Annotated in this window: 13 protein-coding genes; 9 read left to right on the top strand and 4 right to left on the bottom strand. The window is 47.0% G+C overall.

Features of this window, described 5'->3' with window-relative positions; translation table 11 throughout:
- Window positions 1-6 precede the first annotated feature (6 nt).
- A complete protein-coding gene (locus HED22_RS07395) occupies window positions 7-468 on the top strand; it encodes an Lrp/AsnC family transcriptional regulator (RefSeq protein WP_368484485.1) in 462 nt (153 codons plus the stop codon).
- Window positions 469-600: 132 nt separating this feature from the next.
- Here the strand turns inward: HED22_RS07395 and HED22_RS07390 are convergent, their stop codons facing one another.
- Together HED22_RS07390 and HED22_RS07385 are read right to left on the bottom strand one after the other, a co-directional pair.
- Window positions 601-1380: a class I SAM-dependent methyltransferase gene (locus tag HED22_RS07390; RefSeq protein WP_167720714.1), complete on the bottom strand. Its 780-nt coding sequence runs from the start codon at window positions 1378-1380 to the stop codon at window positions 601-603.
- Window positions 1380-2246: a trans-aconitate 2-methyltransferase gene (locus tag HED22_RS07385; RefSeq protein WP_167720712.1), complete on the bottom strand. Its 867-nt coding sequence runs from the start codon at window positions 2244-2246 to the stop codon at window positions 1380-1382. The genes HED22_RS07390 and HED22_RS07385 overlap by 1 nt, the downstream gene beginning before the upstream one ends.
- Before the next feature lie 313 nt (window positions 2247-2559).
- On the opposite strand from HED22_RS07385, the gene HED22_RS07380 reads away from it, so the two are divergent.
- The 7 genes from HED22_RS07380 (at window position 2560) to HED22_RS07350 (ending at window position 10531) form a co-directional block, all read left to right on the top strand.
- Window positions 2560-3726, top strand: coding sequence for a glycosyltransferase (locus tag HED22_RS07380; RefSeq protein ID WP_167720710.1), 1167 nt, complete (start codon window positions 2560-2562; stop codon window positions 3724-3726).
- A gap of 67 nt (window positions 3727-3793) precedes the next feature.
- A complete protein-coding gene (locus tag HED22_RS07375; protein WP_167720708.1) occupies window positions 3794-4675 on the top strand; it encodes a polysaccharide deacetylase family protein in 882 nt (293 codons plus the stop codon).
- A 74-nt stretch (window positions 4676-4749) separates the two neighbouring features.
- Complete coding sequence (locus HED22_RS07370; RefSeq protein ID WP_167720707.1) at window positions 4750-5895, top strand: glycosyltransferase; 1146 nt, start codon at window positions 4750-4752, stop codon at window positions 5893-5895.
- Complete coding sequence (locus HED22_RS07365) at window positions 5896-7215, top strand: O-antigen ligase family protein (protein ID WP_167720704.1); 1320 nt, start codon at window positions 5896-5898, stop codon at window positions 7213-7215.
- Window positions 7216-8289, top strand: coding sequence for a GNAT family N-acetyltransferase (locus HED22_RS07360; protein WP_167720702.1), 1074 nt, complete (start codon window positions 7216-7218; stop codon window positions 8287-8289).
- Entirely contained in the window at window positions 8286-9041 is a 756-nt protein-coding gene (locus HED22_RS07355) for a class I SAM-dependent methyltransferase (protein ID WP_167720700.1), read from the top strand. Before HED22_RS07360 ends, HED22_RS07355 begins: the two co-directional genes overlap by 4 nt.
- A gap of 62 nt (window positions 9042-9103) precedes the next feature.
- Window positions 9104-10531 carry a lipopolysaccharide biosynthesis protein gene (locus HED22_RS07350; protein ID WP_167720698.1) on the top strand — a complete coding sequence of 476 codons (1428 nt, stop codon included), beginning with the start codon at window positions 9104-9106 and terminating at the stop codon, window positions 10529-10531.
- On the opposite strand, the gene wecB is transcribed toward HED22_RS07350, so the two are convergent.
- Together wecB and HED22_RS07340 are read right to left on the bottom strand one after the other, a co-directional pair.
- Window positions 10506-11645, bottom strand: coding sequence for a non-hydrolyzing UDP-N-acetylglucosamine 2-epimerase (wecB, locus tag HED22_RS07345; protein ID WP_167720696.1), 1140 nt, complete (start codon window positions 11643-11645; stop codon window positions 10506-10508). The two genes, HED22_RS07350 and wecB, sit on opposite strands and share 26 nt — an antisense overlap.
- Window positions 11642-12823, bottom strand: coding sequence for a glycosyltransferase family 4 protein (locus tag HED22_RS07340; RefSeq protein ID WP_167720693.1), 1182 nt, complete (start codon window positions 12821-12823; stop codon window positions 11642-11644). Before HED22_RS07340 ends, wecB begins: the two co-directional genes overlap by 4 nt.
- Window positions 12824-12986: 163 nt before the next feature.
- On the opposite strand from HED22_RS07340, the gene HED22_RS07335 reads away from it, so the two are divergent.
- Window positions 12987-14888, top strand: coding sequence for an acyltransferase family protein (locus HED22_RS07335; RefSeq protein WP_167720691.1), 1902 nt, complete (start codon window positions 12987-12989; stop codon window positions 14886-14888).
- Window positions 14889-14892: the final 4 nt, after the last annotated feature.

The following is a 14892-nucleotide window of genomic DNA, read 5'->3' as shown; positions in this document are numbered from 1 at the left end:
GTAGAAGTGCCAGAACTGGACCAGATCGATACCAAAATCCTGCGTCACTTGCAGGAAAACGCCGATATCCCCAATGCAGAGCTGGCGGACCGCATTGGTTTGTCCCCCTCGGCCTGTTTGCGTCGGGTCGCCAAGTTACGGCAATCCGGGGTGATCCGCAAAACCGTCGCGGTGATTGACCCGGGCCAAGTCGGGCGACCGCTTGGGGCGGTGATCAATCTTGAATTTCATCGCCACGGCAATCAGTTCCGCCAGGACTTCATCCGCAAGGTCCGTGAACTGGATGCTGTGCGCCAGTGCCATGTCGTCACCGGCGAGGTGACCGGGGTGATGATCCTTCAGATGCGCGACATGGCCGAATATACCGCCCTGTGCGAAACCCTGTTTGATGCCGATGACAATATCGTCTGGTATCGCACCTATATCATCACCGAAACGCTTAAGGATGAAATGGGACCGTCCTTTTAGGTTGGTTAAGCGTCGGGGGTTTGCTGCTATGGCGAGGTGAGGCAGCATGAGTTGGCAAGCAAACAAGCCCGGCCTGAAAATTATGGCCGGGCCCTGAAGAAGAGCATAAAAGCTTGATCAAAAGAGGGTGTGTTAGACCTTTTGACCAACACCGATCAGCATATGCGCATATTTATGTGGGTCTGCGAAAGGAGACAGCGCCAGCGCCGACAGGCGGCTAAGTTTGCCATAGGGAACACCATATGCGTGATGCATATGCCGGTTCAGCCCCTCGCGCGTATAAATCGGTTCAATATGTTTGGTGTCGAAGCCGCCGATTTTGAACTGGTTCGCCAATTCATCAGGCTCAAGACGCCACTGATAGAACTCGTTGACAGCTTCATCTTTAACTGGAACACCGTTCTTTTCATCAATTTCTCTCAAACGGTGATTGTAGAATGGCACACTGATGATCAGTGTGCCACCAGGTTTCAAAACACGATATGCCTCTTCAAAACAATCCTGTAGACCATTTTCAAAATGTTCGAAAGTTCCCCAGGAAATGTAGAGATCAAAGAAGTTGTCCTCAAAAGAAGTCTTGCGAATATCTTCGCGCACGAAGTGCATGTCGGGGAATTCGGAACGAAGTTCTTGAACGGTAGGTGTGCTCAAGTCAAGGCCGTAAGGCTCGTAGCCTAAGTCCTTAAGTAAGATGCACCATTCACCAAGCCCACACCCACCATCAAGAACTCTTATATTTTCTCCGGGGGGCGGTGCGTATTTTCTGACAACCTTGTACTCTGGCCTTACTTTTATACGCCATTGTGCGCGTCGTTGATTATCAATCTTGTTCCAGTTTTTTGTCCAATGATTGTCAAGCCGGTCTTCTTCATTAAGGCTTGGATCAGACTTGGTTGAATAGTCGGCTCTCATCATGAAACTCTGTTGTTTTTTGTATGTGCTGGATCATTTGTGGCAATCACGACATAAAAGACCGGAAAAATTGGAGCATGCCGATCGGCTCTTATTGCTCTAAATAACAGCCATTTATATGTCTTTTTGAATTTTTCTCTTATAGAAATTCTGAGGATGTTTTCCCAGAAAGTAATGAAGAAAAACTGTAGGGCAGAGGTGAAAAAGCCTCCAATCGGGAAAACTTCGATATTGCTATCCTGGAACTCCTCCTCAATTCTTCTGAGGCTATACTGGCGCCACCCATGCCATAAATACAAGAACAGGGAAGTTGGAGCAGGAACGATATGGACCTGCATGCCCCCGGGTTTGAGCCAATTCCCTATTTTGTTAGGAAAGTCATGGGCGAAGGGGATGTGTTCAAGTGCGGAATTAGTATAGATCAGATCAAATTCTTGTTCCCACTCGGAAGTGAGAATATCCCCTTGAGAGAAAGATGTGACAAACTTGGTGCTGTCGCGTTCAACAAAACGATGGTCAATATCGGTTCCATGCCATTTACCGTTTAAACCGGCTTCTTTAAAAAGCTCGACCGATCTGCCCGATCCACACCCTATATCAAGAATGGAAATGCCTTCCGGATTTGTTGAGGTCTTGTCGAAAATGAGTTTGGGTAGATACTGAATAATGAACTCTTCCGATAAGCCGCGCCCCGGTGACCAAGCATGAATTGCATTCGGCGTTCTGAATAGTGAAGATGTCGAAAAGTTACTTGCTTTTAGTTTCCTTGCTGGACGTAGATTCCGTCGAAAGTTTTGAATAAAGTAGATAAGGCGCGGCTTGAGGCCTCGGATCCCATCTCCATTAATTTCAGTTTGGTAATCCAACCCGGTCATCCTGTGTCAATCAAAGAAACTTTGTGGAATTTGCCAGACTAATACCCGGATGACAATTGATGATCAGACAGTTAGTTTGTTTGGCGCTCTATCGACGAAAATAAAATCAAATTTTTCTAGTGTGTAATTTGGTTGCTGGTTTTTTAAAACCCAGTCCGCGATCTCTGATTGGAAAGTTTTGATTGGGCAGTTGCGCTAAGTAGGTTAGGACTTCTGTATTAGGATTGAAAGCAGCGCGACTTGCCTCATGTGCTTGGCTGCTCGGAAAATGTAACGGTGCGTATGGTGTTTCGGATTGGCCCGAATGGCTAATGCTACAAAAATTTCGATTGTTATTCGGTCACTTGAGCGTGGCGGTACCGAAACGCACTTGCTGCGCACGCTACCTGCTATTGCCGAAGCAGGTTTCGACATTGAAGTTTTTTGTTTCGAACGTCCAGGTGAACTCGCTGAAAAAATGCGAGAAGAGAATATCAAGGTTGTGACCCCGCCTATAAGTGGGTGGCCCAAGCATATTCCTCTGGTTTTTAAGCCGGTTACGACGGTTTGGACCTGTTTGTTTTTCCTTTACTATTTATTTTCACGAAATCCGCGCATAGTTCACTTTTTCTTGCCTGCAGCATATCTGCTTCTGGGACCGATTTCTTTACTCCACTCTTCCAAGAAGGTTATGAGCAGGCGGAGTTTGAACCGTTATCTCACCAAGTATCCGAAATGGGTTCGTCAAACTGAACAATTCTTGCATGGTAAGATGTCGTTAATATTAGCGAATTCGAAGGCGGTGGTTGAGGAACTCAAACAAACAGAGTTCGTCTCGAGCAGGCAGCTGAGTCTAATATATAACGGTGTCCCGGAGTTCACAAAGACAACAAGCCCGGATCTTAAATCGGTCAGAGAGGAGCTCGGAATAAGAAAAGAAACGATTGTGTTTCTGTTTGTAGCAAATCTTTTGCCTTACAAGGGAGGGCTGGACCTCATCAAAGCTTGTTGCCTTCTTGGAGCAACCAATTCTCTGAACTGTGATTGGTGCCTTATAATTATTGGTGACAATAGGGCAGGAAAACAGGGCGAGATGGAACAACTTGCAGAAAAATACTCTATCAGGTCGCGGTTGCATTTTGTTGGGAAGCAACCCAACATCGACAGATATCTAGCTGCCTCAGATGTTGGGGTGTTGGTGTCGCATGAAGAAGGGTTTTCAAACTTTGTTTTGGAAGGCATGTCAGCTGGAATTCCAATGATTGTTTCTGATGTTGGAGGCAATCCTGAAGCGGTTGTAAACGGGGTGACCGGTATGGTTGTTCCGTCCAGAAATCCTGAGAAGCTAGCCGAAGCCATGTCATACCTGATAGAAAACCGTGAAGTTGCCGACACAATGGGGCGTGCAGGTAGGGTTAGAGCCAAGGAGGAGTTCTCAATTCTGCAGTCGGCACGTGGATACTGTCAGGTTTATCATTCCCTTGAGATGTGAAGTAATTTGGAAGCCGGGAGAAAACTGGGATTTACGCTCCTCAGGCTGACCGGTTCGCGATATTAATATGATAAACAGATATAACGTTTTGCTCTCTAGGACGAAGTTCCGGATATTTCCGCGTGCTTACAAGAGAAAACTTATTCAGTGGGCGCAGCAAGTTGGCTTAAAAACGCCAACTCTATTGCTTTCCTTCGATTGCGATACAAGCAGGGACGCCGAAGCCTCACTTCATGTGCAAAGATATTTGCATGAACACGGGATGACTGCAGACTTTGCAGTCCCTGGAGAGCTTCTGGAAGCTAATTGGAACGAGTACAGCAAACTACTTGATCTAGGCGCGAAGTTTGTCAATCACGGTTATCGCCGCCATGCGGAAGTAGATCGAAAAACGGGTAAGCCATTTTCAACCTTCACTTATCGTGACGTGTTGGCGGACGTATGGAAAGAGGACATCCGGCTTGGTCATAAGCTTCTGACAGAATTGACAGGGGAGGCGCCGCAAGTGTTCAGAACGCCCCACTTCGGGGAATTCAACAGCCTGAAGCAATTAGAAAGCTTGTATCGGTATTTGAATACTTTGGGTTACCGTGTGTCGAGTTCGACACTCCCAGTTTTAGGTGCACTCAGCGGTGGAGTTTATACGGTCGCACCTAGTTTGGTAGAGCTTCCGTTGAATGGTTGTTTGAATAAACCGGCTCAGCTAATCGATAGTTGGGGGTTTCTGTCTGCGCCAGATGCTCTTGGCAGGGAGAAACTCATCGACGAGCTAGCGGAATACGCCCGCTTATTTGGGCAAAATGTGCCCTTGCTTTTGAACTTATACTTCGATCCGGCAGATATAGCGAACGAACCAGAGGTGCTTGCGGCCTTGTCTAAATTGTCAGTTGGGCGGTCTTTGCACTTGGATGACAGGGAAATCTTGTCTTTGGTTGAGAAGGCAAAATGATGGCTATGAGTAGTTCGCCCCGAATTCTTGTTATTGGGTACTGCTATCCGCCGACTGTGAGCCCGGAAGGGGTCGTGACAGCAAAGCTGCTGCGCAATTTGCCTGACTGCCGTGTTGATGTTCTATCACTTGAAAATGGCCTAGTATCAACAGCCCTCGATTGTAGTATGGGGCGATACGCCGAAGAGATCAACGGCAGTGTATACAGGGTTTCTGGACTAAAACTTCTGCAAGAGATATGTCGTTTTTCTCGCTTGCCGTTTCGTCCGGATAGGTGGCTGCTGCTCAACCATGCAGTACTTCGGAAAGCAGACAAGCTGATATTGGAAGGCCATTACGATTGTCTTGTGACCCGCTCACAGTATCACTCCGCCCATCTTGTAGGCCTCTCCCTAAAAAAACGGTATCCGGATCTCCCTTGGGTTGCATGTTTCTCAGATCCTTGGTCGAACGCGGACCATCAAGCAGATATTCCATTTTTCTCCAGTTGGAGCAAGCGACAGGAAATGAAAGTTTTGGATGTTGCCGATCACCTAGTTTTTCCAACCGAGGGTATGCGGAAACATTTCAACGTGCATCAAACATCTCTGGATAGGAAGTCCACGGTTGTGCCGCATTCCTATGACCCTGCGCTATATGAGAAGTTCCGAGCCCACAAAGAACCTGATCATAACAACCTTACTTTGAGGCTGTTTGGATCGTTCTACGGAACCAGAACGCCTGATGTACTTTTCTCTGCGATCGACCAATTGAAAATGGACGATGGACAGAATCTAACTCTTGAGATTTACGGGCCATGGTATCAATCCTACGAGAGTTTGACGCACCGATTTCCTGAGACTTCTTTAAAACGTGTGAAATATGAGGGGCAACTTCCTCATATTGAAGCGTTATCAAAGATGCAGGAAGCCGATTTGTTAGTGCTTGTGGATGCACCCGGTGTGGGTAAGAGCATTTATCTGCCTTCTAAGCTTGTTGACTACATAGGCAGTGGTCAGCCTGTCCTGGCACTTAGCAGGGAAGGGGTTATCACAACGGTTGTGAATAAGCTGGGAGGTATGGTTGCTGATCCCAGCGATGTAAGTGCAGTCTCCGACGCCTTGAAAAAGTGGGTTGCATATAGGAAAGCGCCCTCTACGAAAAATATCAGACTGCTTGAAGAGTATCAGTCTACCAATGTCGGAGCGAAGTTTCGCTCAATGATTGATGAGTTGCTGTAGATGAGTGGGTTTCTTCAAAAAAGATATCCTGTGCCAGATTTTTGGTATGGGGTTCTGGTCGGGCTGCTTATTCTGCTACCATTCATGCGCATTCGCATAGATTATCAGTTCGTTGAGTTATCGGGTGCGTTGCAGTTCATTGTGTTTGTCGCGGGATTTGTCGGCCTGACACTTGCAACCACTATAAAGATCTCTTCTTTGAAAACTGTTTTGCTAGAACGGGCGACTGTCTTGCTGGGATTGTGGTGCATCTATGCTTGTGCTTCAGTATTCTGGTCTGAATACCCTTTACTTACCCTAAAGAGATCAATATTGGCGATTTTCCCGGCAGTTATGCTTTATCTTGCTGCTGCGCTCGTTGATAAGCCGGAAACGGTGGTCAAAGGATTCGTCCTTGGACTTTCCGGGATCACGACAATTTGCGTTGTCTACGCTGTTATCGGCCTATTTGCCGATCTATGGAATACATATCCGGCTAGAAGAGGAACGATTTACTTGTTCGGTTTGGAGTTCTCACAAACTTTAGGACAAAGACTTTTTCTAATCGACGGAGAGCTTGTCAAACTGCAAAGGTTCTCAGGTTTCTTCCCTAATCCGAATGGTTTGGGAATGGTGGCAGCAATATGCATGTTGCTATTGGCGGGGATTAGGCAAGATGCTCCAAAAGCATGCAGAGTTCTGTTCGCACTGATGCTTGTCGGGGTAATCCTCTCCGGTTCAAGATCTGCGGTGCTTATTTTGGTGTCAGGCTTCCTGTATTTATTCTTATCTCGAGTAGCCAATTACAGGTTCTTGGTTGCCGTGATGGTGATAGCAGCTTTGCTCATTCCCAGCGTGATCGTGATGATGAAAGGAGACTTGCTTCAGCTATCAATTCTACCTGCTTGGGTTTTTGAGCAAGAATCCCTTATCGCGAGTATCAGAGGACCGTTCCTGCTTGAAGCATCTCAAGCTGCTTTGGGGAATTGGGCTTTCGGGGGTGGGTTCGGTGTTGGGGCTGAAGTTTCGTTTGGCGCTAGTGCGGGGCAAATGGCTGTACATTCAGTATTCATGAACGCAGTTATCGAAACTGGCGTTGTTGGGCTAACTTTGCTCGTCGCTATGTGGATAAGCTTTATTCTTGTTGGTAGTCGGCAGCTCAATGGCAATTCCCGAATTGATAAAGTTATGGGTTGCATTTCTGTAACCTTGGTCGCGCTTTTCGTTGCTCAATCAGTTGATTTGAGCGTCACCCGTTTTCACTACATTCACCTGATATTTTTCTTCATGGTAGGGTTGTTGTTCTCTTTTCAAAGAACAGAATTGGAAAAGAGGATTTGAATGTACCAAATCGTTCAACGCAAGGATTGCGATAGGGCCGCTTGGGATGCTGCAGCTGATGGCTTTCCTGCTGCCTGGGCGTGGCACCGGTCTGAAATGCTCGATGCTAGGGCAACCTGGAAACGCACGGAAGATTTCAGTTTTTGTGTTTGCGATGCTGCAAATGGGCAAAAAATTGTTGCGCTCGTCCCTCTTGTGCTCGTGCACTCGCGATCACTGAACTCTCTTCTCGGAGGTCACTTTGAGAGCACCGGAAGTCCCGCGCTCGATCCAGATTTGCCTCGCCGTTCAGTGAAGAAAGTTCAGGAAAGTATTTTGGACACAATAGCGAGGCTGGCTAGAAAGCAAAGGATACGGCGAACGGATCTGTCTGTTGCCCCCTTAAGTCCAGAAATACGGTCTATTCACCGCCCCTTTCCCAACCCGCTATGTTATTTCGGTGCAGAAGATGCGTCGACTCAAACTTGGATGCTTAGACTTTTTGTCGAGGGTGGAGATGAAAAGCTATGGGAAGGGCTCGAACACCGAAGCCGAAAGCAAATAAACAAGGCTAAACGCTCAGGGCTGATTGCTGAAATAATCGAACCAGACCAAAGTTTACTTGAAACATATTATGGACTGCATCTTGTCACATGCAGCCGAAACGGAATTCCCCCCCATCGACAAGCATATTTCAAGGAAATTTTCGAAAATATTTCCAGACAAAAGATGTGCAAAACTGTCGTGGTGCGAGATGACAACAGGGTTCTGACAATCCAGAACTTCTTGGTTTATAAGGGGTCAGCACTATACTGGACCGTTGCCAGTAGCGACGATGCGTTAAAGCTTTGTGCAAATGATTTTGGCATGTGGGCAGCTATACGGTATTTCCGGGCCCAAGGCGTCGAGTATCTTGAGTGCGGCGAAGCTTTTCCTGCAGTCCACGAAGGAAAGCAAAAAGGGTTGAACGATTTCAAGAAATCGTTTGGAGGACAGTTGTTTCCGTATTACCGCGGGTCGATTTGCCACAGGCCTTTGCTTGAAGGTTTGCTTGGAATGCTAAGGCATTGTCGTAAAGGTGGAGCAGCGACTTGAATACCAACTCCCAAAGACACTTCGATTCTCGAGCAACTAATTATGAAACTGAGATTGGCGAGGAGTATCCTCAGTGGCTGAAGTGGCATTTAATTGAGAAATACACCCCACAAGGAGGATGTGCCGTTGATGTAGGGGGAGGCAACGGGCGTCACGCGATTGATACCGCTTTAAAATTCGAATGTGATACGTTTTGCATAGATTTGAGTGAAGGTATGCTAGTAGCGATGAATAATCGCGCAAATGCTATATCCCTTCCTAAGGATGCGGTACATCGACTACATGCAATTTGCGCTTCTGCTCCTTCGTTACCAGTAAAGGACTCTTCAGCTGATATCGCGTGGAGTTACGCGACTCTGTTGCTATTGCCTGATCAAGATACTGCTATCGCAGAGTTGATGCGAGTAGTGAAGCCGGGCGGAATCGTAATTCTTGATATTGGAAATGTCTGGAATTTCGGTTGGCTTTACTGGCGAAGATACTACCGAAAGCGAGGTTTCCCAGGTATATTCCCGATTTCTCGAACTCGAGCTACCTCACTTATTGATAACTTAGGCGGAGATATAATTGAAGACATCCCAACTGGGGTGTTGAGTCCGTTTCTGCTACTGCCATTTTTTGACAAGTACCCCGTTTTTCGCCGATTAATCCATAAAAATGGTAGGTATCCCGATTTGGACGGCATAGTTTCGAAGTGGATGCCGTTATTCGCTACCCGACACTATTTTGTGGTTAAAAAGAGGGGGCTTTAGTGATCCTTCGATCTATAGGTAGCGTTACAACATTTTTCAAAAGTGATTTGGGCATACGGTTTGTGGCCGAAGCTGCTGCGAGGGGCAGTGGTTTTGTCATAACTCCCTTGCTTGCATGGTCTCTTGGGGCTGCAGTTTTCGGAAGCTACACCCAGGTGCTCGCATTCTCGTTCGCACTTGTACCAGTTGTTTCTGCCGGGATCGGCTACTCAGTCATTCGGCGCCTCGCAGGATCCAAAGACGACAATCGTTCCCGAGCAACGCTTTATGTTGCGGCGGCAATGATTTCACTTATTTGTGCGGGGTTTGGTGCGCTTCTTTGTGTTTTCTCCTCGGAAGTTGCGACCTTCCTGTCATTGGATGTGGGCACCAGTGAAACAAATCTGATGATTTTGGTGGCAGTTCTCTCATGGCTCGCCGCGCTGGAGGCGCTTGTACAGGAATATTTGCGGGCTATGCAAAAGGTACGACAGTCTCTGTATGTGCAATTTGCATCAATAGCAGTTCACATTGCAACTTTGCTTGTTGCCGCTTATTTGGGGGCGCTTTCGATTTGGCTCGCGGTGGTTTTGCTCGGTATTTCCAAGCTAGTAGTCATTTTCATTCTTATTGTTGTCATGGTCTTCTGCCAGAAGGAAGAAATAGAGAGTCCTTATTCTCTCCCTGCGATTGGAACTCTTTTGGCTGGTATTCCCTTTATGCTGGCTGGTTTGGCGGAGTGGGCATCCAATCTCGGTGATCGCTTGGTCGTGGGTAGATACCTCGGGCCCGAGTTTGTAGCTCAGTATGTGGCAGCTGTGATGTTGCTTTCGACTATTGTTGCTCTCGGCGCGCCGCTCTGGTGGTTGTTGTTTCCCGAAATGGTAAAGTATACCAAATTGTCTGATTGGAAGGGCTGCAAAGAGAGAGTTCAAGAGCGAACGACTTTGTTTGTTGAGCTGAGCATTCCAACTTTGTGCTTGTTATCACTGCTCGCAGATCCATTGATTTCGCTGCTTGTAAATACCCAAGCAACTGGTATGACCCCGGTTGTTGTCATTTTGGGGCTGGCTGTGTTGACGAATCAGATATCAACTGGATGGGAGTACTTTGTGATCGCAATGTCATCTGGTAAGCAGCTTGTCTCAGTGACTGTTTGTTGTCTTGCAAGTGGCTTTTTGGTTGCGGTACTAGCAGCCCCGATTTGGGGGATACTGGGGGTCGCATCGGGAATATTGATAGGCAAATCCTTGCTTGCGGGTAGTTTGGCATACATTGCGAACCGTGCCGGATTCGGTGGAGGCGTCTGGAAAAAAAATCAGGCAATTGTGGTGCTTTGTGCGAACTCGATGATCTTTATTGTAATTTCGATCACCACATTCTTTGTTTCGCCGGTTGGTTTATTTTACGAGCTTCTACTAAGTGGCGGAATGTTTCTGTTCCTGCAGATGGTCGCTTACGGTGCTTACTTTCGGCTCGGCGGGATTAGTCAGCTACAAACCTTGCAATGAGGGTCGCTATTTTTTTAGCAGCTTGGCCATTCCCTTGGATCTCCTTCCATTTGGCTACAGCTGATGGTGCTGGCGAATATGCAAGGGATACTTCGATTTTGTCGGCTAGTCCCTCTGCTGAGGTTCCAATCAATTGTCCAAGGCCAAGGTCAATGATTTCAGGTCGCTCTGTCTCATCCCGAATCACGAGTATTGGAACGCCGCAGTAGGGGGATTCTTCCTGCATTCCGCCTGAGTCACTAATCACCAAATCAGCATTGCTCAATAATAGGATCATCTGGTCATAAGCTAGAGGAGAGATAAACTCGAGATTCTCGTTTGCACCGTCAGAGAAATGACGGGAAAGTATTTCACGAACCCTCGGGTTGGGGTGAATGGGCCACACGAAGAGAACGTCGGGCCGTCGGCTTACGGCACGCAACAACTCTTCGCAGAATTTGTCTAGCCCTCCGGAAAATGCCTCTCTGCGATGCATTGTTATGATGACAAGTGTCCTGCTGTCCAATTTATCTAAGCCTTGAATCACAGACTTGGGCTTGTTGTTCTTCCTGACTAACTCAAGGCTATCGATGCCGGGATTGCCCACAACATGGATCTGTTGCTGGTCAATTCCCTCCGCAACGAGATTTGCACGGGCTTGTTCGGTCGGCGCTAAATGCAGATTAGTCACACGTGCAATCATTTGCCGCAGGCCTTCTTCCGGCCAAGGGTTGAAAAGATTGTGGCTGCGGAGGCCAGCTTCAACATGAGCAACCGGGATATTTGAAAGATACCCTGCCACAGCTCCGGCAAACGCAGAAACGGTATCACCCTGCACAACAACCATGTCGGGACGATTGGCTTTGAAAGCTGTTTCAAGGCACGCAATAACCTTGCCGTGTATCTCTGATGGGGATTGTCCGTCCATCATAAGGTCGAAATTCACATCAATCTTGATATTCAAGCTACCGAGCGTTTGTTCAAGAAGTTCACGATGTTGACCGGTTGAATAAACCCTGACGTTGCTCGTGGTTATGTCTTTGAGATTTCTGATAACAGGAGCTAGCTTGATAATTTCCGGGCGCGTGCCCACTATGACTGCTATTGATTTAGGACTTGTCGACAAGGGGGTCATAGCTGAACTTCGGCATCGGTTTTCAAAGACGCATCATCCAATAGCAAATCAGCTATCCTTTTTCCAGCGACCTCGGGATTGAAAACTGATTCGAAATGCTGACGGGTCTTAAATCCGATCGTTTTCAGGTCTCTAAGTACAAGTTTATCAAGAGATTGCTGATAGTTGGAAGTCTGCATATCGACCCATTCAATTGGTGCATTCTCGTATTCGGTAGGAAGTTGTGAACTGGGTTTATTCAATAATATCGGTAAGCCAACCAAGCCTGCTTCAATTACGGTTTTGGGAATTTCCTCAAATTTCGTATGTGCAACGAAAATGTCATAGGTCTTGAAGCTTTCCAACAGTTCGATATTGTCCAAGCGTGATATCATTGAAATTCTGGGCGACAGCCCTCTATTGCGAATTGTTCGGATAAATTGCGCTCTCAAGGGGCCGTTCCCGATAACTGTCAGGTGCCATTCTGGACGACCTTCAAGCATCTCAATCAGTGGCGTAATCGTTTTTCCTTGAATTAGGCGACCTACCGTAATCAGGCGGACTGGTGTGTTAAGTGAATATGAGAGCTTCGCTGCGTTTTCGGGAAGTTCAATGACATTGGGTACAACGACAGTTTTGTGATGATAGGCGGGCGGGACGCTTTTAACTGCAGGGCTATATACAGGCGTGAGTACATCAATAAATCGATGTGTGAATCGGCGTGCTTTTCTTTCCAAATGAGCGAGAAGTCGGAGTTTAAGCGAACCTTCCATAGCCAATGAATTGTCTTGGTGGATCGAAGTATGGATGCTTGCCAAAGATCTGCATCCTAGGCGGTCTGCGAGCAAAACCGCAACTAACCCAGATATCGCGTCGCCATATGAGCGCACAGCAATTCTTTCATTTGGAGCGTTCCTAAACGAGAAATTCCTAGATAGAAAACTGGCTACTAGCATTGGGGTCAATCCAAGCGTAGTCAAAATAGCCAGCGGAGAAATCAGGCTAATCGAATGAAACTCTGACTTCGCGGCGCCTGCCAAGTGAGTGATGGCGTCTTTGGATGGTGAGTCTTTCACCAAAGATACTATGATAATGCGCGAAAATCGGCCAACAGGATTAAAATAACCTTCCGGTATCTCTCCTTTGTCGATCCAATCAGTAATTCGTGCTGCGACAACGACAATCAAAGTGTTGTTCAAAGCAAAGTCCTTTTGAATGAGTTTAATAAAATATCTTTGTTTCCTCAATGAACTGACTTAATCAAGTCCGTAGATCTTTATGACATGCCATTTGAAAAATGATAAACGAGAATCAGCGTGCTCCTAGGAAGGGCTGGATTTCCGATAATGAATTGGGGGAGCGATGCATTATCGCCCGGAAATCGACGGCTTGCGTGCCGTCGCAATTGTTCCAGTAATACTGTTTCATGCAGGTATAGGTTTCTTCGAGGGCGGTTTCGTCGGGGTCGACGTATTTTTTGTTATCAGTGGTTATCTGATAACCTCGATTATCCTCACCGAGCTCAAAGAAAAGCGATTCAGCTTTTCGAGTTTTTACGAACGTAGAGCCAGGCGTATCTTTCCGGCCTTGTTCTTCGTCATGGCGGTATGTGTACCATTTGCCATATCTTTGCTCCAACCTGTCGAACTCCTGGGGTTTTGGAAGAGCTTTGTCTCAGCCACATTGTTTGCCTCCAACTTCTTTTTCTGGACAGATACGGGGTACTTTGGCGGTGTCGCAGAACTCAAACCCTTGTTGCATACTTGGAGCTTGGCAGTAGAGGAGCAATACTACCTTCTCTTCCCCCCGTTTATGGTTGTTGTTTGGCGCCTTAGATTGCCATTTATAGTGGTTTTTTTGGTTGTCATCTTTTGCATCAGTATTGCAGCCGCACAATGGGGCGCAATTTACAAGCCGACGGCTGCATTCTATTTGCTGCCTACACGAGGTTGGGAGATTTTAGCCGGAGCATTAACCGCAATTTGGTTGTCGGAGCATGCGATAAAATCGAGCAACTTATTGGGGGTAGCGGGCCTTTCCCTGATTGTGATTTCGATTTTAACATTTGACGGTAGTTTTGGCTTTCCCGGTCTTTATGCGACTGTTCCAGTTCTTGGAACGGTTCTTGTTATTCTTGCGGCAACACCGGTGACGTTGGTCGGACGTGTTCTGTCTTCCAAAACGGTGGTCTGGATCGGGAATATAAGTTTCAGCTTGTACTTATGGCATCAGCCGATATTGGCCTTTTTACGTCATGAATTTGGGTACTCGCTGCGTTTGATTACCGTTGTCTTTGCTGTAGTACTGACATTTGTCCTGTCTTGGATCACTTGGAGATATGTCGAGAGGCCTGTAAGAGATCGGTCTTTCCTGAGCGGTTGGTCAATAGGTTTGTCATCCGTCCTACTCATCGGGCTATTCGTTGCGATTGGGGGCATTGGAATTTTCAATCACGGTGCGACATACTGGATTTCTAGTAACCAGCGGCACATGTTGGAGACGGCAATTCCGAGCCCGAAGCGCGGTGACTGTCACACTGGTGGGGCTCAGTACCTGAAGCCAGAGGATTCCTGCGTTTATAATGGAAAGCCTGCCGCTTGGGCAATTTTCGGCGATAGCCATGCTGTTGAATTAGCGTACGGTTTTGGTGAAGTGCTTAAGCCGAGTGAAATTGGCGTCGCGCATTTTTCCTACAGCGGGTGTAAGCCAGCATGGCGAAATGATAGCGAGCCAAAGTCGTGCAAGAATTGGACGGAAGAGGTCGTTGAGTATATCGCTACACACCAGACTATAAAAAATGTTGTAGTCAGTTATCGCTTGAATGAAGCTCTGTTTGGCAGTCATCTCGGAGTATGGCCGAAAATTCCTAACAGTACTGATGAAGTTACTCGTGGGAAACGTTGGAAGGCATTGCTTGGTACGATCAATCGTTTCGAGCGTTCTGGGAAGAATGTGATTTTAGTATTGCAGGCTCCAGAAACGCCGACGGACGTTCAGAATTTGATTTTGGCAACGCCTGTTGAAGGTGATGCTGTCAAAGGAGTGAGCGCTGACTGGTGGGAGAGAAGGTCGGCCTTCGTGAGAAGTTCATTGAGCCAGATACCTGATGATGTGACTGTATTCGATCCCGCTTCAATTTTTTGCACTAATGAAGCTTGTTATGCTGTTAAGAATGGGACCGCACTGTATTTTGACAACAATCATATGTCTACAGAAGGTGCAAAGCTTATTGCCGCAGAGGTTACACGGGAACTTCCAAAATAATATA

Origin of the sequence: Thalassospira sp. HF15 (genome assembly GCF_011806525.1) — a bacterium.
Lineage (GTDB): Bacteria > Pseudomonadota > Alphaproteobacteria > Rhodospirillales > Thalassospiraceae > Thalassospira.
This window is presented reverse-complemented; position numbering and strand designations above follow the sequence as displayed.

Bases quoted from the DNA above. Each gene is read 5' to 3' on its own strand.
- HED22_RS07390 (WP_167720714.1), bottom strand. From the start codon at position 1,380: ATGAGAGCCGACTATTCAACCAAGTCTGATCCAAGCCTTAATGAAGAA.
- HED22_RS07335 (WP_167720691.1), top strand. From the start codon at position 12,987: ATGCATTATCGCCCGGAAATCGACGGCTTGCGTGCCGTCGCAATTGTT.
- HED22_RS07375 (WP_167720708.1), top strand. From the start codon at position 3,794: ATGATAAACAGATATAACGTTTTGCTCTCTAGGACGAAGTTCCGGATA.
- HED22_RS07380 (WP_167720710.1), top strand. From the start codon at position 2,560: ATGGCTAATGCTACAAAAATTTCGATTGTTATTCGGTCACTTGAGCGT.
- wecB (WP_167720696.1), bottom strand. From the start codon at position 11,645: ATGACCCCCTTGTCGACAAGTCCTAAATCAATAGCAGTCATAGTGGGC.
- HED22_RS07360 (WP_167720702.1), top strand. From the start codon at position 7,216: ATGTACCAAATCGTTCAACGCAAGGATTGCGATAGGGCCGCTTGGGAT.
- HED22_RS07365 (WP_167720704.1), top strand. From the start codon at position 5,896: ATGAGTGGGTTTCTTCAAAAAAGATATCCTGTGCCAGATTTTTGGTAT.